14 protein-coding genes are annotated in these 19782 nt (G+C 73.5%); 9 read left to right on the forward strand and 5 right to left on the reverse strand.

Features of this window, described 5'->3' with window-relative positions; genetic code table 11:
* Positions 1-101 precede the first annotated feature (101 nt).
* On the reverse strand, positions 102-1529 hold the full coding sequence (locus tag AC0VY3_RS32305; RefSeq protein WP_475551216.1) for a PAS domain S-box protein: 1428 nt from the start codon (positions 1527-1529) through the stop codon (positions 102-104).
* A gap of 316 nt (positions 1530-1845) precedes the next feature.
* On the opposite strand from AC0VY3_RS32305, the gene AC0VY3_RS32310 reads away from it, so the two are divergent.
* A complete protein-coding gene (locus AC0VY3_RS32310; protein WP_475551217.1) occupies positions 1846-3243 on the forward strand; it encodes a phytase in 1398 nt (465 codons plus the stop codon).
* Positions 3244-3519: 276 nt separating this feature from the next.
* On the opposite strand, the gene pdxH is transcribed toward AC0VY3_RS32310, so the two are convergent.
* Entirely contained in the window at positions 3520-4161 is a 642-nt protein-coding gene (gene pdxH, locus AC0VY3_RS32315; RefSeq protein WP_475551771.1) for a pyridoxamine 5'-phosphate oxidase, read from the reverse strand.
* Between the two features lie 262 nt (positions 4162-4423).
* On the opposite strand from pdxH, the gene AC0VY3_RS32320 reads away from it, so the two are divergent.
* A complete protein-coding gene (locus AC0VY3_RS32320; protein WP_030083225.1) occupies positions 4424-5527 on the forward strand; it encodes a citrate synthase 2 in 1104 nt (367 codons plus the stop codon).
* A gap of 49 nt (positions 5528-5576) precedes the next feature.
* Here AC0VY3_RS32320 and AC0VY3_RS32325 read toward each other — a convergent pair whose 3' ends face one another.
* A complete protein-coding gene (locus tag AC0VY3_RS32325; protein WP_475551218.1) occupies positions 5577-6164 on the reverse strand; it encodes a hypothetical protein in 588 nt (195 codons plus the stop codon).
* Between the two features lie 119 nt (positions 6165-6283).
* Positions 6284-7003: a class I SAM-dependent methyltransferase gene (locus tag AC0VY3_RS32330; protein WP_475551219.1), complete on the reverse strand. Its 720-nt coding sequence runs from the start codon at positions 7001-7003 to the stop codon at positions 6284-6286.
* A gap of 114 nt (positions 7004-7117) precedes the next feature.
* Here AC0VY3_RS32330 and AC0VY3_RS32335 point away from each other — a divergent pair, with 114 nt between their 5' ends.
* From AC0VY3_RS32335 to AC0VY3_RS32365, 7 genes are all read left to right on the forward strand, one after another.
* Positions 7118-7726: a helix-turn-helix domain-containing protein gene (locus AC0VY3_RS32335; RefSeq protein WP_181010879.1), complete on the forward strand. Its 609-nt coding sequence runs from the start codon at positions 7118-7120 to the stop codon at positions 7724-7726.
* Positions 7713-8441 (forward strand): nucleoside/nucleotide kinase family protein, encoded by a 729-nt coding sequence (locus tag AC0VY3_RS32340; protein ID WP_103509235.1) that lies wholly within the window; start codon positions 7713-7715, stop codon positions 8439-8441. Before AC0VY3_RS32335 ends, AC0VY3_RS32340 begins: the two co-directional genes overlap by 14 nt.
* A 311-nt stretch (positions 8442-8752) precedes the next feature.
* Positions 8753-9922, forward strand: a complete 1170-nt coding sequence (locus AC0VY3_RS32345; RefSeq protein ID WP_103509236.1) for an alanine--tRNA ligase-related protein — start codon at positions 8753-8755, stop codon at positions 9920-9922.
* Positions 9923-10079: 157 nt separating this feature from the next.
* Positions 10080-11201 carry an NADAR family protein gene (locus tag AC0VY3_RS32350; protein ID WP_103509237.1) on the forward strand — a complete coding sequence of 374 codons (1122 nt, stop codon included), beginning with the start codon at positions 10080-10082 and terminating at the stop codon, positions 11199-11201.
* Positions 11202-11456: 255 nt separating this feature from the next.
* Positions 11457-12668: a serine hydrolase domain-containing protein gene (locus AC0VY3_RS32355; RefSeq protein ID WP_103509238.1), complete on the forward strand. Its 1212-nt coding sequence runs from the start codon at positions 11457-11459 to the stop codon at positions 12666-12668.
* 106 nt (positions 12669-12774) lie between these two features.
* Positions 12775-13182: a nuclear transport factor 2 family protein gene (locus AC0VY3_RS32360; protein WP_103509239.1), complete on the forward strand. Its 408-nt coding sequence runs from the start codon at positions 12775-12777 to the stop codon at positions 13180-13182.
* A gap of 130 nt (positions 13183-13312) precedes the next feature.
* A complete protein-coding gene (locus AC0VY3_RS32365) occupies positions 13313-14572 on the forward strand; it encodes a serine hydrolase domain-containing protein (protein WP_103509240.1) in 1260 nt (419 codons plus the stop codon).
* A 13-nt stretch (positions 14573-14585) separates the two neighbouring features.
* On the opposite strand, the gene AC0VY3_RS32370 is transcribed toward AC0VY3_RS32365, so the two are convergent.
* The gene (locus tag AC0VY3_RS32370; protein ID WP_475551220.1) at positions 14586-19742 is read right to left on the reverse strand and encodes a hypothetical protein; all 5157 of its coding nucleotides are present in this window, start codon (positions 19740-19742) and stop codon (positions 14586-14588) included.
* Positions 19743-19782: the final 40 nt, after the last annotated feature.

Genomic DNA, 19782 nt, shown 5'->3' on the forward strand with positions numbered 1-19782 from the left:
GCAGCCCGGACATCCCGGCGCCGCGCCGGCCGCCGGTACCGGCCCGGGACCGGGCGTCGCGCGGCAGACGGCAGACGGCAGACCGAATTGCCGGACAGGTCCTAGCTGCCCGCCGCCCGGGTCACCTGCGCCAGGTCGACCGCCCCCGCGACCCGGGCCGCGACCGTCTCCGCGTACGCCGTGTCCGGGCGTTCGAAGGCGGCCCGGTTCGCCGCGCGGAGGAACGTCAGCACGCCCAGCGTCCGGCCCCGGCTCCGGAGCACCGCGCAGAGCGCGTGCGCCGCGTCGCTGGGCCAGCGGCGTTCGGTGGCCCAGGTCGCCGCAGCGGCCTCACCGGCGGCGGCGCTCGTACGGACGGTCCCGGTGCGCTCGACCGACTGGAGGGCCGGGTGGCCGGGGCCGTACCGGGCCGGGATGGAGCCTCCCGCGACCGGCAGACACGGGCCGGGCGCGTCGAACGGCGTGGCGGCCGTACGCACCAGGCGCTCGCCCGCCACCAGATCGACCAGGACGTGGTCGGCGAAACCGGCGAGCGCGAAGTCGAGCAGGGAGGTCGCCGCCTCCATCGGGTCCTCGCACTCGGAGGCCGCACGGGCGGCCCGGTGCAGCTGGCTCGCCCGGAACCGCAGGCGGTCGGCCTCCTGTTCCGCGAGCTTGGCGGCGGTGACGTCCCGGAACAGCCACCCCACCCCGAGCGGAACCGGCTCCTCCGTCAACGGCGAGGCCAGCCTCAGGAATCCGCTGCGCCAGCACCGGCGGCGCTCGCCCTCCGCCGTCCGCAGCGTCACCCACAGCTCGGCCGGGGCGCTCGGCGCGCCTTCGGCGAGCACATGGTGCAGGGCCGCCTCCAGCTCCTCGACCCCCTGGACGACCAGCTCGCCGAGCGGGCGGCCGAGCAGCCTGGTGCGGCCTCCGCCGAGCGCACGGGAGGCGTACGCGTTGACGACCGTGGGGCGCAGGTCGACGTCGACGAGGACCACGCCCCAGGACGCGTCCTCCAGCAGCGCCTCGCTCAGCGCGATGGCCCGCTCCAGGTCGATCTGGGCGTGCACCTCGCTGAACGCGCAGTAGACCCCGGCCGGTTTCCCGTCCACGCCGCGCACCCCGGCGGACTGGGTCCGCACCAGCACCCGGCCGCCGTCCTTGCGGAGCAGCGCGAACTCGTGCACCTGCCGCCCCGGCGCGTCCATGGCCGACATCAGCCGTGCCCGCACCTCGTCCGCGTCGGCCCGGCGCACCGCCCAGCCCGCGAAGCCGGCCCGGCCCACGGCCTCCTGCGCCGACCAGCCGAGGATGCGTTCGGCCTCGCGGTTCCAGTGGGTGACCGTGCCGGCCGCGTCGAACGCGCAGAGCGCGGCGTCCATGCCGTCGAGCAACGCCGCGAGCAGCTCGGACCCGTCGGGCGCCCCGGGGATCCCGCCCTCACCGGCCGAGTCCCCGGGGTCCGTGGAGCATCCCGGCGGCCCGCCGCCGGAATCCTCGTCCGGACCGAGCTCGTCGGTGGTCCCGCTGCTCCTGGAAGCACCCACTCCGCACCCCCCGCAGAACGTGTCGGCCGTTTTCCCACGCGTCGCCGCGTGTATTGCTGCACGTCAGACCATTGAACTCGAACGTGACCCAGCACACATCAACTTCACGGAAATCATTTCTCCCGCCACCGGCCTCCCGATGGTTTCGCGCCAGTCGCGAACGCCTCATGAGCGGCCATCGAGCGGTCCGGTGCGGGGAGTTCACCGGCGGCACGGCGGTGCGTGGCGACGCCGTCACACGGAGTCCACCGGGCGCGCCCAGCCTTGGGTCGCCCTCGTCCGCCCCGGCCTCGCCCCCGACCTCCAGGAGCCCTCCGTGACGCCCTTCCGCACCGCACGTCCGGCGGCCGCGACCACCGTGGCCGTCTGCGCCGCGCTCGCGACGCTCACCGCCGCGGCCCCCGCGCCCACCGCCGCCCGGCAGGACGCCCTCCGCCCGCTCCCCGCCGTCACCCCGCGCGCCGAGACCGCCACGCTGTACGACGACGAGGAGGGCGGTAACGCCAACGCGGACGACCCCGCGATCTGGCGCAACCCCGCCGACCCGGGCCGCAGCCTGGTGATCGCCACCGCCAAGGAGGGCGGGCTGCGGGTCTACGGCCTGGACGCCCGGCTCGTACAGTCGCTGCCCGCACCCGCCGCACCCGGCCCGGACGACGCGCCGGGCCGCTTCAACAACGTCGACCTGGTGCACGGCCTGCGACTGGCCCCGGACCGGAACACGGGCCCGGACGCGGGCCGGGGGAAGGACCGTACGGCGGATCTGGCCGTCACCAGCGACCGGGGCCACGACCGGCTGCGCATCCACCGCATCGACCCGTCCCGCCCGGGTGGTCCGCTGACCGACGTCACCGACCCGGCCGCGCCCCGGGTGTTCTCGTCCGGCCAGGACGAGGTCAACGAGCAGGCGACGGCGTACGGTCTGGCCACCTGGACGGACCGCCGCAGCGGACGTTCGTACGCGCTGGCCAGCCGCCGCAACCGGACGTCGATCGCACTGCTGGAGCTGCTGCCGACCCGGTCCGGCACGGTCACGTACCGCAAGGTCCGCAGCCTCGACCTGCCCTCCTCCTTCCGGCTGCCCGACGGCACGGCCTGGACGCCATGCGGCGAGCCGGGCGAGCTGCCGCAGGTCGAGGGGATGGTGGTCGACCCGGCCGACGGCACGCTCTACGCCGGCCAGGAGGACGTGGGCATCTGGCGGCTGCCCGCCGACCTGCGGGGCAAGCCGGTGCTGGTCGACAAGGTCCGTGAGTACGGGGTGCCGGGGACGTACGACGAGAAGAGCGAGGAGTGCGCCCCCGGAAGGGACCCGGGCTTCGGCGGCACCCGTATCTCGGCCGACGTGGAGGGCCTCACCCTGCTCCCCGAGCGGAACGGAGACCGCTATCTCCTGGCCTCCAGCCAGGGCGACGACACCTTCGCCGCGTACGCCCTCCGGGCCGGCCGCGAGAACCGGACCCTTCCCGGGCACGCGGGCGGCTTCCGGGTGACCGCCGCCTCGGCGACGCTGGACGGGTCGGAGGCCTGCGACGGCGCGGCGGTCCTGAACGAACCGCTCGGCAGCCGGTACCCGGGCGGCCTGCTCGTCGTCCAGGACGGCGACGCCACCCCGGCGCAGGAGGGCCGGGAGGCCACCGGCTTCAAGTTCGTGGACCTGCGGAAGGTCCGGGGCGCGCTGGGCCTGGCGCGTACGGGAACGCACGCCGAATAACGCGTGCCGAACAAATAGCTTGAACCGCGAACCGGACGGCTCCTAGGCTGTGGGCAGCGAAGAAAGGAGGTGTTCCGGAAGTGATTTCTTCTCGGACTCGTGAGGTGACTGCGGGCTGACGCCCGTCGTCGCGCTCTTTGCAGTGCATGGCCGGACGCCGGCCAATCCCAAGCAGTCACCGACCCGCAGGCTCGCCGGTAAGTCCGGCCGGCTCCTCTGTGCACGGAGGAACCAGAGCCTGCGGGTTTCTGCGTTGTCGGGGCAGGCGCCGGCCGCCTACGGGCAGAGCCGCTCCACCCGCCACGGGCCGCCGGACGCCCCGTCGCCCTCCCTGACGTACCGCAGCCGGTCGTGCAGCCGGTTCGCGTGCCCCTGCCAGAACTCGATCGTCTCGGGCACCACCCGGAAGCCGCCCCAGTGCGGCGGGGCCGGCACCTTCTCGCCCTCCGGATAGCGCGCGGCCAGCTCCTCGTACCGCGTGACGAGCTCCTCGCGGGAGCCGACGACGCTGGACTGGGCGCTGGCCCACGCGCCGAGCTGGGAGCCGTGCGGGCGGGTGCGGAAGTAGGCCACGGTCTCCTCGCGGGAGGTACGGGAGGCGGTGCCGGTGACGATGACCTGGCGGGCCATCGGGTGCCAGGGGAAGAGCAGCGAGACGTGACCGTTCGCGGCCAGCTCGCGGCCCTTGCGGGAGTCGTAGTTGGTGAAGAAGACGAAACCCCGGTCGTCGTACTGCTTGAGCAGCACGGTGCGCGAGGACGGGCGGCCGTCCGGGGTGGCGGTGGAGACGACCATGGCGTTGGGCTCGTGCAGCACCCCGCCGACGGCGACCTGCCGGAACCAGCGGGCGAACTGGTCCATCGGGTCGGGGCTGAGGTCACGCTCGGTGAAGTCCTCCGAGCGGTACTGCTCGCGCATGGCCGCCGGATCGGTGGTGGAATCGTCGGGGAAGGGTCCCGAAGAACCTTCTGGTGTGGGCACGCACCCATCCTGCCGCAGCGGCGGAGTGTGCCCGGCGGGGAGGGCCCGTAACCACGCACCGCCGAAATGGAGTCCTGTGCCGGATGTCACGCTTCCCCGCTCCGTGGGAACCCGCCAATATCTTGGGGCAGGCCTCGTGGGAGCCCTGGGGCCGTAGGGACTGTCGCCCATCCGCCCGCCGAACTGAGGGAGCCGCCTGATGTCCGACTTCGTACCCGGTCTTGAGGGAGTCGTCGCGTTCGAAACGGAGATCGCCGAACCGGACAAGGAAGGCGGTTCGCTCCGTTACCGAGGGGTCGACATCGAGGATCTCGTCGGCCATGTCTCGTTCGGGAACGTGTGGGGCCTGCTGGTGGACGGGGCGTTCGATCCCGGTCTGCCGCCCGCCGAGCCGTTCCCGATCCCCGTGCACTCCGGTGACATCCGGGTCGACGTGCAGTCGGCGCTGGCGATGCTCGCGCCCGTCTGGGGTCTGAAGCCGCTGCTGGACATCGACGAGGCGACCGCCCGCGACGACCTGGCGCGGGCGGCCGTGATGGCGCTGTCGTACGTCGCGCAGTCGGCACGCGGCCAGGGACGGCCGATGGTGCCGCAGAGCGAGATCGACAAGGCGCAGTCGGTGGTGGAACGGTTCATGATCCGCTGGCGCGGCGAGCCGGACCCGAAGCATGTGAAGGCGGTCGACGCCTACTGGACGTCGGCGGCCGAGCACGGCATGAACGCCTCCACGTTCACCGCCCGGGTCATCGCCTCGACCGGCGCGGACGTCGCGGCGGCCCTGTCCGGCGCGGTGGGCGCGATGTCGGGCCCGCTGCACGGCGGCGCCCCGTCCCGGGTCCTCGGCATGATCGAGGAGATCGAGCGCACGGGCGACGCGACCGCGTACGTGAAGCAGGCCCTGGACCGGGGCGAGCGCCTGATGGGCTTCGGCCACCGTGTCTACCGCGCCGAGGACCCGCGCGCCCGCGTCCTGCGCCGCACGGCCCGCGAGCTGGCCGCGCCACGCTTCGAGGTGGCGGAGGCGCTGGAGAAGGCCGCGCTGGAGGAGCTGCACGCCCGGCGTCCGGACCGCGTCCTGGCGACGAACGTGGAGTTCTGGGCGGCGATCGTGCTCGACTTCGCGGAGGTCCCGGCGCACATGTTCACGTCGATGTTCACGTGCGCCCGCACGGCGGGCTGGTCGGCGCACATCCTGGAGCAGAAGCGCACGGGCCGCCTGGTGCGCCCGTCGGCGACCTACATCGGCCCGGGGACCCGGGACCCGCGCGAGATCAGCGGGTACGAGGACATCGTCGCGGGCTGAGCCGGGTCGGGCCCACGGGGCGGGCCGGGGCAGCCTGGGCCGCCCCGGCTCAGATCTTCCCGCTCACGAGGACCGTGCGGTGACCGTCCAGCCGGCGGCCGAACTCCGCGAGGAAGGCCGGGGTGAGGTCGGGCCACCCCCAGAAGGTGAAGCCGAGGCCGCCGAAGGCGAAGCAGTGCTCCATTCCGGTCCAGTCGACGAGCGGGGAGGACGCGTCGCAGTGCGCGCACCGCACGAGGGCCCCGCCGCCCTCCTCCCAGTCGGCGATCGCCTCGGAGAAGGGGCCCCAGGCACCGGGTATGTCCTGCCAGACCTTGTCCTTGAACTCGATGTCCCGCTCGCAGCACGGACATTGGGCCGAGGACGGGTCGGCCCACTGCCCGGCGTCGAAAACGGTGCGGGTGACGACCACGTCGAGCACCCCGCCCTGCCAGGGCTCACCCCAGCCGCTGCTGTCGACGACCTCCCGGATACGCGGTCCCGGCGGATATCCGGGGCCGCTGCCGAGCGCGGGCTCGGTGCGGTCGGGCCCGATGACACCCTCGGCCGCGAGCCAGGCGACGACGCGCGCGGCCAGCGGGCCGGCATCCGCCTCGGTGACATCACGATCGACGACGGTCTGGAAGTAATCCCCCACAGCTCCCCCTCCAACTCACCGGTCCTTCCGGCCCGTCCGGTCTCTCCGGCCCGTCCGGATCCACCCGGTTCGGCTCTCCGACTCCACCGGCCCCCACTCTGCCACCCGCCACTGACAGTTCAGGCGGGCTCGCCCCGACGGACGGCGATGACGTTGTCGGTCACGGTGGCCCTCTCGCCACCGGGCCCGGTGGCGGTCCGCCGGGGCGCGTGGCAGCGCTCGGTCCGCCAGCCGTCGCCGAGGCGCAGGGAGGCGAGTACGTCGTCGGGGGCGGGGAACGTTACGTTCTCGTGGCCGTCCCGCCAGGACCAGGGAGCGAGCGAGGCATGCTCGACCAGCACCAGGAGGCCGCCCGGGGCGACGGCCCGGGCCGCCCGCCGGAGCACCTGCTCGCGGGGGATCTCCACAGGGGTGTGGAAGTAGCTGGCGGCCACCAGGTCGAAGACCCCGTCGGGGAAGGACACGGCCAGATCGTGCCGGCTCGGGTGGACCCGGTCGGCCAGCCCGGCCGCGTCGGCTCCGGCGGCGACCCGGCCCAGGGCGGTCGCCGAGACGTCGACGGCGGTGACGTCCCAGCCGAGCGAGGCGAGCCAGAGCGCGTCGCCGCCGTGCCCGCAGCCGAGGTCCAGCGCCCGGCCGGCACCGCCCGGCGCGGGGGCCAGGGCGGTGACGACGTCGGCGAGGACGACGTTGGGCTTGGTGCCCCACTGCGCGTCCATGCCGGCGTAACGGCTCTCCCAGAATCCTGCGGAGTCGGTGGCGCCGCTGGTTCCGCCGCTGGTTCCGGTGCTGGTTCCGGTGCTGGTTCCGGTGCTGGTTCCGGTGCTGTCGCTGCTCATCGACCATGCCTTTCCCTTGGGCGGCCGCTCCGGATGAACGCCCCGCTCAGCAGGAAGGTGCGCCACACCCTGCCGCACTTGCAAGGCCCCATGCCATTTCGGCAACCTGAAGGCATGGGTGACACGGGAAGCAGGGACGACGTACTGGCCGCGGTGGGCCCCCGCCTTCGCGAACTGCGGCGCAAGCACGGCATGACGCTCGCCGAGCTGGCCGAGCGGACCGGGATCAACGAGAGCACTCTGTCCCGCCTGGAGGGCGGCAGCCGTAAGCCCACGCTGGAACTGCTGCTGCCGCTGGCGGAGGTCCACGCGGTCCCGCTGGACGAACTGGTGGGCGCGCCCCGCACCGGCGACCCGCGCATCCACATCCGCCCGGTCACCCGGGACGGCCTCACGTACGTACCGCTGAGCCGCCCCGGCGGAGTCCAGGCCCACAAGCTGCTGATCCCGCCGCACCCGGGCACCGAGCCGACCCTGCGCACACACGAGGGCTTCGAGTGGCTGTACGTCCTGGCCGGGCGGCTCCGGCTGATCCTCGGCGAACGGACCCTCGTCCTGAAGCCCGGCGAGGCGGCCGAGTTCGACACGCATGTGCCGCACTGGCTCGGCCCCGACGACGACCGCACCGTAGAACTCCTGGTCCTCTTCGGCCACCAGGGCGAACGGGCCCACCTGCGGGCCCGCCAGGAGCCTTTGCGAGGATCGCCCGATGGGACCCACTGACGCAGCGTCCGTACGCCACTCCCCCTCGACCTGGCAACAGCCCTGCCCCGCACCGGCGTCGGTCGAGCGCAGCGCCCTGACCGAAGCGCTCGCGGAGCGCGTACGGGCCCTCGGCCCGGGCCGGCTGCTCGTGGGCATCGACGGCTTCACGGCGGCGGGGAAGACGAGCTTCGGCCACGAACTCGCCGCGCACCTGGCGGAGTCGGGCCGCCCGGTGCTCCGGGCCACGCTGGACGACTTCAAGAACCCGTGGAAGGACCGCCACCTGTACGACCGGGAGTCGGGCGAGGGCTACTACCGCAACGCCTACGACTACGATGCGGCCGAGCGCCTCCTGCTGGACCCGGCCCGCACCCCGGAGGCGACATCCTGCGCCCTGTGCTCGATCGACCCGCTGACCCAGCGGAACCACACGGCCGACACGACCCCGCTCACCCCGGACTCGGTGCTGATCGTGGACGGCGTGTTCGCGTTCCGTCCGGAGATCGACGCGTACTGGGACTTCCGTATCTGGATGGACGTGGACGCCGAACTCTCCGTACGCCGGGGCGCGGAACGCGACCAGAACTGGGCGGGCTCGGACGCGGAGGCCATCCACCGCGACCGCTACCTGGTGGCGGAGCGCCTGTACCTCGCGGAGGTGGACCCGCTGCCGAGGATGGACGCGGTCGTGGACAACACGGACTTCGCGCGTCCGAGGCTGATCACGGGCTGACCGCGTGGCCGCTCCCCTCGGCGGGGCAGGCGCGTCGACCGGCGGGACCCAGAGCCCCGGTGCCGGCGAATTCATGTGCTTCGTCGGGCGGGACCGCGCTATCGTCGATGACATGAACGTCACCGGCACAAACACCACCGCGACCGCGCGAGCGACCAGCTCGCCGGCCGCCGCCGCCTGACCTTCCTCATCCCCCCCCGGCGACCGGAAACGGTCCGTCGGCAGTGCCGTGGCGCCTCTGGCCCCGGCCGGGTGACTGAACGGGTCCGTTCTCCGGTGCCTCCCCGCTGCGACGCGAAGGAGCCACTCCCATGCGTACGGACCAGCTGATCAGCACGTTCGTCGAGTACTACGAAGAGCGCGGCCACCGCCGGATCACCGGCTCGACACTGCTGCCGCCACCCGGCGGCTCCGTGCTCTTCACCACCTCGGGCATGCACCCGCTCACCCCGTATCTGGAGGGCCGCCCCCACCCACTGGGCAAGCGGCTGGTCAACGTACAGCGCTGCCTGCGCACCACCGACCTGGACGAGGTCGGGGACGCCACCCACCTGACCGTCTTCGAGATGCTCGGCACCTGGTCGCTCGGCGATTACGAGGGCCCGCGCAGCCTCGACTGGGGGTACGGGCTGCTCACCGAAGGCCTGGGCATCGATCCCGGCCTGCTGCACGCCACCGCCTTCGCCGGTGACGACCGGACGGGTCCGGACACGGCTTCCGTCGAGCTGTGGCAGCGCCTGGGCGTCCCCGTGGAACTCACCGTCGAGGACAACTGGTGGTCCAACGGGCCGGTGGGCCCGTGCGGACCCGACTCGGAGTTCTTCCTGTGGAGCGGCGACGGCCCGCCGCAGTCGACGCCCACCCGTGACGACCGCTGGGTGGAGGTGTGGAACCACGTGACGATGACCCACCGCCGCCTCGACGACGGCTCTCTCGTACCGCTGCCCCAGCGCAACGTCGACACCGGACTCGGCCTGGAACGGCTGGCCTCCCTGCTCCAGGGCAGGTCCTCCGTCTTCGAGTGCGACGTGTTCGACCCCTGGCGCCGCCTCGTACCGGCCCTGTGGACGCTGGACGAACCTTCGCTGCGCCTGGTCTGCGACCACCTGCGCTCGGTCGTCGTGCTGCTGGGCGACGGCGTGCGCCCGGCCAACACGGGACGGGGCTACGTGCTGCGCCGCCTGCTACGACGCGTACTCACCGTGCTCCGGCAGGGGGAGGCCCCCTCGCACGGCATCGGCGACCTCCCGGACGAGCTGATCCGGCACACCTTGGACCACTTCCGGCAGGACATGCGCCCGAGCGACGTGCGCCGGACGCTGATCGACGAGGAGCAGAGGTTCGGCCGCCTCCTGGAACGCGGCCGGAGCGTGCTCGCCAGGCCCAGGTTCCGGGGCCCGCTGACCGAGGAGGACTTCCACTACCTCCACGACACGCACGGCCTGCCCCGCGAGCTGATCACGGGCCTGCGTGAGGAGTGAGGGCGTAAGCGCACGGCCGGGCAGGTCATCACCGGTCGTGCGCACGGCCGGGCAGGGAGCGATGCCCAGCGGGGCACGGGACAGCACGGGACAGCACGGGACACAGGGCATCCGAAACGCCGGCGCCCTCCCGCGACCGGCGCGGCACAATGGCCGGATGACCGGCAGACGGATCACCCAGCGCACAGCGGACGGCGTCCGCATACCCGGCACCTGGCGCCATGCCTTCATCCGTAACGGAAGCTCCTACTTCCTCACCGACCTCGTCATCTACGCCGACGGGCTCATCGACTGCTGGGGTCTGGTGACCTTCGAGGAGTTCGAGGAGAAGCTCCGGACCGGCTGGGTGGCCACCACGTTCCCGGAAGGCGCCGAGGCGTCCGCACATGGTCTGGCGCGCTGGACGTTCGGCGAGCCCCGGAGCCGGCTCACCCCCGAGCTGTTCGCCGCCGAGGTCCGCGACACCATCGACCGGCTGAACGATCGCCCCAATTCGACCGGTCGCTGCCTGGCCTCCCTGGACGTCTTCCTCGCCGACCGGACGGAGGCGAACCGAGAAGCGGTCCGCGACGCCTTCCTGTCCATCCCGTCATCGAAACGCCGTTACGCCCTGGGGGACATGGACAGCAAGGACTGGCCGCTGCGCACGCTGGTGGCGGGGCCCGGCGGCACGACGTACCTGCCGGGCGACCCGCCGGTCACCCAGGACTCGTACGACCGGGCTCTCGCGTACTTCGAGGACCGGGCCCGTTGGATGGCCGTACGGGACACGCAGGCCCGCGCGGACGGACCGACAGCTCCCCGGAGCCCGGCGGTCCAGCTCCACCACTCCTTTCCGCGCGAGCCCGAAGCCCGCCCCGGTCAGCTCGGCCTGCGCAACGACTACCCCGCCCCGATCACCGTGAAGGAGATCGTCTACCCCTCTGTCGCCCACGCCTACTGGGCGCTGTCGGTCGCCGATCCGGAGACCCACGACGCGGTCGCCGCGGCGGACACCTCTGCCGCAGCACGCAAGCTGGCGGCCGGAGCACCGCGCCGCGAGGACTGGACGCACGTCCGCACCGCCGTCATGACGAGCCTGCTGCGCGCCAAGTACGACCAGCATCCCGAGCTGGCCGAGATCCTGCTGGCAACGGACGACGCCACCCTGATCTACGAAGACGTGGACTCGGCCTACTGGGGCGACAGCGGCGGCCGGGGCCGCAACTGGACGGGCCGCCTTCTCGAACTCGTACGCTCCGAACTCCATCTGCGGCGAGCCGGGCTCTCCGGCCTCTGATGTCTGAAGGCGGCGGCCCGAGGCTCGGGGCCCGGGCTTCGGGCTTCGGGATGCGGGACCCGAGGTTCGAGCGCCTTCTTCAACCGGTGGCCTTCTCCACGGCGGTGAACCGACCTGCCCCGCCCCTTCGAAGCGCGGGGGTTAGCCCTACCGCGCATGGGCCCGCTGCCCGGATCGAGGAATCGATCTTGAGCCCGCAGGCTGGACGCATCGGGATTTCCGAAGCATCCAGCGGTTGCACCAGGAGGGTTCTCCATGACCGATCGTCCGTATCAGGTCCGGCGTATCCGTGCCGTGTCGTCGTCAGCGGGCCGAGGGCGGCGGCGAGGCATCGCGGTGGCGGCCGTGATGGCGGCCGCCCTGGCCGTGGTCGGCACGCTGCCCGCGTCCGCGGCCCCCCAGGGGCGCGGCCCCGGGGGCGTCGTACAGCGGGGGCTGGACCGCCTGGTCCACGACGACAGGTACCCCGCGGCTCTGGCCGCCACCGTCGGCCGTGACGGCCGTACCCGCCACTACACGTCCGGCGTCGCGGACCTGAGGACCGGAGCGAACGTACCGGTAGACGGGCAGGTACGGGCGGGGAGCAACACCAAGACCTTCGTCGCCACGGTCGTCCTCCAGCTGGTCGGCGAAGGAAAGGTCGCTCTCGACGACCCGGTGGAGGACTACCTGCCGAACCTGGTGCGGGGCGAGAACATCGACGGCAACCACATCACCGTGCGCCAGTTGCTGCAGCACACCAGCGGACTGCCCAACTACACCGACCACATGAGCGACGAGGACCTCGCCGGGGAGGGCCGCCACACCTACGTCCAGCCCCGCGCCCTGCTCGACCAGGCGTTCGCGCACAAGGCGGACTTCGCTCCCGGGACCAGCTGGAAGTACAGCAACACCAACTACATACTGGCCGGCCTGATCATCGAGAAGGTCACCCGCCGCCCGCTGGCCGAGCAGATCACCCACCGGGTCATCGACCGCATCGGGCTGCGCCGCACCTACTTCCCCGGTGTGGGCGAGGAACGCATGCGGAAGGCCCACCCCAAGGGCTACTTCGCGGCGAAGCCCGGCGCTCCGCTGAAGGACGTCACGGAGCTCGACCCGTCCTGGGGGTGGGCCGCCGGACAGCTGGTCTCCACCCCCGGCGACCTGAACCGCTTCCTCACCGCTCTGCTCGGAGGAAGGCTGCTCGCACCCGCGCAGCTCGCCCAGATGCGCACCACCGTCGAGATCGGCGACAGTGACTTCGACGATTCCGGCGTCCGGTTCGGACTGGGACTGACCAGTACGCCGCTGAGCTGCGGCGGCCTGATGTGGGGGCACGGCGGCGATATCCCCGGCTACGCCACGCGCCCCGCGGCCACCGATGACGGCCGCGCCGCCGCGATCGCCGTCACCGCCGACCGGGCGCCCACCGAGCAGGGCCCCGGCCGTGTCGACGCGCTCCTCGATACCGCCCTGTGCACGTGACGGCGACGGGGCGGCGCGCCTCACTTGCCCGAGGCCGCTCGGCACTCCGGCCGAGGTCGTCATCCTGCTCACGGGGGGGGGAGGGCCCACCGGCGATCATGAGCGAATGAATCAGGAGAACCAGGAAAGCACAGATGTGAGCGCGGCCATCGACGGCGAGTTGCGGCTGCTGGACTCCGCCGTACGTCTCTCCCGGTCGCTCGCCGCGACCCTGCTCGACCCGGAGTTCGTCGAGGTCGGGGCCTCCGGGAAGCGGTGGACGTACGAGGAGATGATCGCCGCGCTCCCCGACCTGGACGGCGGAAATGCGGACGGGCCGCGCTTCGAGGCCTCCGGTATGACCGGGGTGGTGCTGGCGCCCGGGCTGGTGCATCTCACGTACGAGACCGTCGTCGGCGGCGAACGGGCCCGTCGGAGTTCGCTGTGGCGCAGGCGGGACGGGGAGACGGCCTGGCGGTTGTACTACCACCAGGGGACGCCGGTTCCGCGTGGTGAGGGCTCCGGGCACGCCTGAGTCCGCGCGGCTCCGAACGAGTGGACTTGGCAGGGCGCGGGCGGGATGCGGAACGGAGGTCCGGGGGCGGATGGTGTCGTTGCCGTCCGTTCCGCCCCCCTCCCCCATGGCTCGGAAGAGGCACCCCCACATGCGACGCTCCCCCGCCCGACGTCCGTTCGCCGCGATGCTGCTCGCGGCGTCCGTCCTGGCCCCGCTGGCCCTGGCTCCCGCCCCGGCGGTCCACGCCGCAGCCCTCGACCAGCACGACCAGCGCGTTCAGCACGATCAGGGCGGCAGACACGATCGGCGCGGCGACGACGACCGCTGTCCGACCGGCGGTCTCGACCCCGCGCTGACCGCCAAGCTCGACAGGACCATCGAGGACGTCCGCGAACAGGTCGGCATCCCGGGTGCCGTCGTCGGGCTGTGGATGCCGGGCAAGGGCAGCTACGTCCACGCGAGCGGCGTCGGCAACACGGTCACCGGTGAGCCGATGTCCGCCGACACCCGTATCCGGATCGGCAGTGAGACCAAGACGTTCACCGTCACCGCGCTGCTCCAGCTCGTCGACGACAAGCTCGTCAAGCTGGACGACCCGATCTCCCGTTACGTCTCCGGCGTGCGCAACGGCGACCGGATCACGCTCCGCCAGCTCGCCGGGATGCGCAGCGGTCTGTTCCCGTACACCGCGGACGCCGGCTTCGTGCACGACCTGCTGAGCGATCCGTACCGCTCGTTCACCCCGCGCGGCGTGCTCGCGTACGGCATGCAGCACAAGAACACCTTCAAGCCGGGCGCGGAGTTCCAGTACTCCAATTCCAACCTCGTCCTGCTCGGCCTGGTGATCGAGAAGGTCACCGGTCAGAGCCTCGACCGCGTCATCCATGAGCGGGTGCTCCGCCCCGCCCGCCTGCACAGCACGCTCTTCCCGACCGGGGCGGAGTTCCCCGAGCCGCACGCCCACGGCTACACCGACCAGACGCTGAGCGGTGAGACCGAGGACGCCACGGACTGGAACCCCAGCTGGGCGTGGGCCGCCGGGGCGATGATCTCCGATCTGCACGACCTGCGGCGCTGGGCCAAGGTCGTCGCCACAGGTGAGCTGCTCAGCCCGGAGACCCAGGCACAGCGGCTCACGACCCTGCCGACCGGGTTCCCGGGGCTCAGCTACGGCCTGGGCATCTTCGAGACCGGCGGGTGGATCGGGCACAACGGTTCGCTGCCGGGGTACGAGACCGTGACCGTCTACCTGCCCGCGCAGAAGGCCACCATGGTCATCATGATCAACACGGACTCCCTCAGCGGGAGCCAGGAGCCGTCCACCCTGCTCGCCCGCGCGGTGACGCAGATCGCCACCCCGGGCCACGTCTACGACGGCAGCGCCTCCCAGGGGCGCAACACTCCCTGAGGCCAGGCACCCGTCAGGGCCCCGTCAGCGGTGGTGCGGCCGGCGTGCGCAGGCCCAGGTGGTCGCGTGGGTCGGTGACGGCGTCCGGGTGGGCGGCCAGCAGGCGGGTCGCCGTCGGCAGCGGCATGCGGACCACCACCGGGCGGGGCAGCGTCAGTTCGCGCTCCGCCACCGCCGTACGGGAAGTGCGCACCCGGTCCGTCACCCGGGCCACCACCCGTACGTCCAACGTGAACTGCACCAGCACCGACGTGAACTTCGGCTTGTGCAGCGGCATCGAGCCCGCGCCGTGCGCCGCCGCGCCGCTCGCCGAGCCCGCGCCGCCCGTGTTGCCCATCAACTGGTTGAGGCGGAACTCGTCGGCGTTCAGCACGCCCGCACCGAGGAGTCCGCGTGCCTGGCGGCTCTGTTCGGCCGCGCTCTGGCCTTCGCCCTGGGTGGGGCGGGGCGCCCCCAGGTGGCTCTGGGCGACGGTCTCGAACGTCATCTTGTCCCCGGCGCCCAGCACCCTGCCCGCCCGCAGTCGCGCGTGCACCGAGGCCTGGAGGTCCTGGCCCGACGCCCCGCTCGCGTGCACCGGCGGCAGCTCCGCCCCGGCGTTGGTGAGCAGCGGCAGGGCGGAGATCAGCCACTCGGTGGAGACCGCCTCGCCCAGGGTGTAGGCGGCGGCCTGGCCCTTCTGCCGGAAGCGGTCGCCGCCGCCCGCCGCCCGTACCGCCGTGTTCACCAACTCCCTTACGCTCGGTGCTCCCTGGAATCCGTTCACCTGTGCCTCCATCGGCAGCGGCACCCCGTCGGCCCGCCAGGCGCCCAGCCCGGCCGGGTCGCCCGGCGGCCTGTCCGACCGGGCGCGTACGGGGGCCCGGCGGGGGGCGGTCATCCGGTGCAGCGCCGTGAGGTCGCTCTCCAGGATCCGGTGGACCAGCGACGTACGGCCCGTGGCGGCGAACGCCAGCCGGCGGTCTCCCCGGTGGAGTTCGAGGGTGGCGATGACCGGTACCCGCATCTTCGCCGCCTTCGCCGTCTTCGCCTCGGCGACGGTCTTCGTCCCCAGCTGGCTCCGCGCGGCCTCGCCCCGGCGGCGTCCGGAGCCCGAGGCGACACCGAGCCCGGCGGCGGCCCCGGCGCTCTTGACCGGCCCCGCTCCGCCGTCCGGTTTGCCGGAGCCCGCGAGGATGCCCTCCACACCGGTGGTCGCCCCCTCGTCGTGCGAGGTGGCCTGCTGGGCGGCGGCCGAGGTGATGTACTCCATGTCCCGGCCGTCGTCCGCCGCCCCCTCCCAGGAGCCCGCGCCGACCCGGTCCACCTTGAACACCGCCCAGTACGGCGTCCTGCGGCCGTCCAGCAGCTCCACAGTGACGCCGCCGTCCATGGCGCTGCCCAGCAGTCCGGTGGAGCCGTCCCGGTCCAGGACCCGCAGCAGGCGCTGCACGTTGTCGTTACGGTCGCGGAGCTGCTGCCGGGGCAACAGGTCGTCGGCCACATCCTGTCGGCCGGTCCGCGCGAGAGTGCCGCGCAGTCGCTCCAGCAGCGGCACGAAGTCCGGCAGCTCCTCGATCATGCCGAAGCCGAGCGGCAGGTCGCGGGCCAGGGTCGGTCCCGGGCGGGCCTGCCCACCGGACGCGGATGCCGATGCCGTTGCCGATGTCGAGGCCGGGGCCGCCGCTGACGTGGACGCCACCGCCGGTGCCGCCGACGTCGATGCCTCGGCCGACGTCGATGCCTCCGCATCCAGCTTCAGCGCCTTCCGCGCCGACTCCGGCAGGTCCACCCCCGCCGCCCGCAGCTGCTCCGCCGTCAGCCACACCGCCGCCGCGCCCGGCAGGGTCCGGGCCGCGTCGGCGACGTACGGGCCGCCGCCGGTGACCTTGACCTCCGCGACCATCGTGACGAGCAGATCGCACCGTACGAGATACAGCGGGGCCTTCTTGGGGGTGTGGGCGTTGCGCTCCACGGTTCCCGACACCGTGGCGGCCTCGCTGTCCCCCTTGCCCGTCGTGCGGTACCCCGACAGCCCCTCGCCGACCCGCCACTCCGCGCCGTTCTGCACGCCGGTGGCCCCGACCTGGACCGTGCTCGAGGTGCCCTCCCCCTGCTGTCCTCCGGCCTGGTGGCCGCCCAGCAGAAACGTCTCGGTGCCGGGGCCCGCCGCCTCGTGCACCAGCTGCGGGGCGGCCAGCGCCAGCCGGGTGCCCACCGCGCCGTTCAGCGCGGCCAGCCGGCGCGGGTACCGCAGGTTCTTCACCACCCATCCGGAGGACGCGGCCTGCCGCAGCGCGGCCGTGATCGCCCGGGGGCTGAAGCGTTCCTCGACCGCCAGCCGGGGCGCCAGGCCCTCCGCGGCCAGCGCCGGGTCCTGGCGGCCCGCCCGGCCCCGGGCGGCGGCCCGGGACAGCAGGGCCAGGGCGAGGTCGCGGACCGGCTGCCCGTCGCCGATCGTCTCCACCAGCTGCCAGTCCCGTACGAGCTGCCCGGTGGCCGGGGCCGGGGCCACCCGGGACAGTTCGCCGATGCCCGCCGCGCCGACGGCCCGCTCCGGGCCGGGGGCCTGGCCGGCGCCCGCGTCCAGCCGTGCCTTCTCGTCCGTGCCGACGGTGAACTCGGACGGCGTCAGCAGCCGGATCTCCTGCTCCTCCATGTGCAGTCCGGACAGCAGCCCGGCCTCCGGCGCGTCCCGGCCGGGGCCGCCCGGGGTCACGGCGCGGGCCAGCTTGCGCTGCCGTGAGGTCATGGTGACGTCCACGTTCAGCCGCAGCGCCGCCCCGAACGCGCTCGCCTTCTCCGACCCGTTGGTGAGGACGTCGGTACGGGTGGTGGGTCCGCCCTGGTTGCGGCGGGAGCCCGAGCTCTGCCGCTCGTAGCGGGCCGAGCCGGTGAGGACGCCCGGCACCAGCCGGGCCTGGGCCAGCACCATGCCGCCGATGGAGCGTGAACTGCTGCGCCCGCTCTGCGCGTTGGCCGCGACACCGGAGTGGGCGCGCACCAGCCAGTCGTCGATGTCGCCGAGGTGGGCCGCCTCGCCCAGCTCGCCGTGGACGCGCAGCTGTACGTCATGGGAGTGCATCGCGGTCTTGCGGCGCAGCCGTACCCGGATGCCGGTGGAGAGCAACTGGTCCTTGTTCACCCGCAGGTTGGCCTCGGAAAGGGCGGCCATCAGCTCGCGGTGGTTGATGCGCTGCGCCTCGTCCTCCTCCCTGCTGAGGCCCGCCGGGGGCGCGGTGGCGCCGAAGGCGGGCAGATAGCCGGTCAGCCGGGGGTCGGTGGCGAACAGCTCCTGCACGGCCTTCAGCATGGGCGCGGTGTCGAGCCGGCCGAGCGTCACGCTCGATCCCATCGCGCCGAAGGGCAGGTGCCGTTCGCCTTCCGCCGCTCCTTCGCCCTCTTCGGCGTTCGCCCCCGATCCCGCCCGCTGCGGCCGCTCCGGGCCCTTGATGAACTCGCCCGCCGTCACCCCGGGCGGCAGCGGCAGGCCCAACTCCTGGGCCTCGTCCGCCCGTAGTCCGACCCAGACCCGCATCGCGTGGGTGGCCTCCCGCGCCTCCGGGCGCAGGATCGCCCGGACCGACCGGGGCCCGGTGCCCTCCACGGCGAACTCCACCGTCCCGAGGTACAGCACCTTCACGCCGCGCACCTCCGCGCCCTGGCGGCTGGAGACGGTCTGCTCGTTCACGCTGAACCGGGCCTTGCGGGCGGCGGCGACCGGCATCGCGGTGGCCCGCACCACGGCCGCGTTGGCCGCCGCCCCGACCCCGATCGCCGGGCCGACGCCGCCCGCGACGGCGCGGCCCTTGCCCGCCGACTCGGTCGCGGTGTGCTGGGCCTGCTGATGGGTGCGGAGCTGCGTCTTGCCGGTGGCCCAGGCGGGCGACAGACCGGTGACGACCGCGCGCATCCGGTAGCTGCCGGCGCTGCTGCCGTCCTTGGAGTACAGATCGTCGCCGGTGACGCCGCTGCCCAGCAGCCGGGGCAGGTCCTCCAGCACGGTCGCGGTGGCGGTCGCCTCGTACAGCCGGGAGCGGCCGGGGGCGCCGGGCGCGGTCAGCGACGGGTGCAGGACGGAGGCGACCGCGTCGAACAGGCCGCCGCCGCCCTGGTGCGGCCCCTCGGTGTCGGAGACGGCGACCGGGGCCAGCGAGTCGGCCAGCGCGACCCGCCGCGCGAGGTCGTCGGCCACCGGCTGCGGCCGGGCCGGCGCCCCGGTGCCGGCCGGGACGAGGTGCTCGGTGGGCACCCGCTGGGTGAGGCCGCCCGAGCCCCGGAAGGTCTGCTCGTCCCCGCCCGCCTGGGGCCGGATCCGTACGACGTACACCACTCGGCGAGGCACTTCCACCGAGCCCTTGTCGCTGCGCAGGACGCGTGGTTCGGCGACGCCGCGCTGGGCGCGGGAGTCCCGTGAGGACTGCCAGGGCTGGACGCTGCCGGTCACCGCGCCGCCCAGCCACAGCCCCGGTGCGACCGGGGCGAGCCCGAACGCCGTGCCGCCGGCGCCGGTGCTGGAGGAGTTGCCGGCCGTTCTGCTCGTGGTGGCCCCGCTGTTGTGCTGGACGTCGACCTTGGTCTCCTTGCCCTCCGCCTCGTCCACCGCGGCGAGCGGCGCCCCGCCCGGGTCCGGTGCGGCCGACGGCAGGTCGGCGGCCGGGTGGAAGGTGGGCGGCCGGTCGTCGGGCGCGGGCGCGATGCGCACGGTGACGTCGAACCCGTCGCCGCCCTGTGCGCCCTCCACCGCGAACGCGCGGCCCCGGCCGTAGAACGACTCGGGCCGCCCGGCCAGTTCGGCGGCGACGGCGGCCACCGTGCCGCCGCCGTGGCCCACGACGGCCGCGACGGCGCTGCTCACGAACTCCTGCCCGGTCAGCCCGTACGCGGTGGACAGTCCGCCCGCTTCCAGGTCCATCAGGTACGGCGGCAGCACGAGCCCCTGCTCGGCCCGCTCGTCGATGGCCGGGGGCGGTGCGGCGGGCCGCTTCCCGCGGCGCAGCGCCCGGGTGGTGGCCTCGTTGCCCAGCATCCGCTGCAGGGGCATCAGGCCGCCGGGACCACCGCCGAAGACCCCCGGTCCGGCCGGACCGGACGGCCGCCGCGCCTCCCGGCGCAGCTGCTCGGCGTCCGTGGACACACCCCGCGCGCTCGCGCCCGCGCCGTCGTTCGCTGACCACTGCTGCCTCCGCACAGCGTCAACGTAGCCAGCGGTTCGGCGGCCCAAGGGTGTT

This window comes from Streptomyces sp. iso_384, from assembly GCF_056172905.1.

Bases quoted from the DNA above. Each gene is read 5' to 3' on its own strand.
- pdxH (WP_475551771.1), bottom strand. From the start codon at position 4,161: ATGCGCGAGCAGTACCGCTCGGAGGACTTCACCGAGCGTGACCTCAGC.
- AC0VY3_RS32320 (WP_030083225.1), top strand. From the start codon at position 4,424: ATGTCCGACTTCGTACCCGGTCTTGAGGGAGTCGTCGCGTTCGAAACG.
- AC0VY3_RS32330 (WP_475551219.1), bottom strand. From the start codon at position 7,003: ATGAGCAGCGACAGCACCGGAACCAGCACCGGAACCAGCACCGGAACC.
- AC0VY3_RS32335 (WP_181010879.1), top strand. From the start codon at position 7,118: ATGGGTGACACGGGAAGCAGGGACGACGTACTGGCCGCGGTGGGCCCC.
- AC0VY3_RS32340 (WP_103509235.1), top strand. From the start codon at position 7,713: ATGGGACCCACTGACGCAGCGTCCGTACGCCACTCCCCCTCGACCTGG.
- AC0VY3_RS32345 (WP_103509236.1), top strand. From the start codon at position 8,753: ATGCGTACGGACCAGCTGATCAGCACGTTCGTCGAGTACTACGAAGAG.
- AC0VY3_RS32350 (WP_103509237.1), top strand. From the start codon at position 10,080: ATGACCGGCAGACGGATCACCCAGCGCACAGCGGACGGCGTCCGCATA.
- AC0VY3_RS32355 (WP_103509238.1), top strand. From the start codon at position 11,457: ATGACCGATCGTCCGTATCAGGTCCGGCGTATCCGTGCCGTGTCGTCG.
- AC0VY3_RS32360 (WP_103509239.1), top strand. From the start codon at position 12,775: ATGAATCAGGAGAACCAGGAAAGCACAGATGTGAGCGCGGCCATCGAC.
- AC0VY3_RS32365 (WP_103509240.1), top strand. From the start codon at position 13,313: ATGCGACGCTCCCCCGCCCGACGTCCGTTCGCCGCGATGCTGCTCGCG.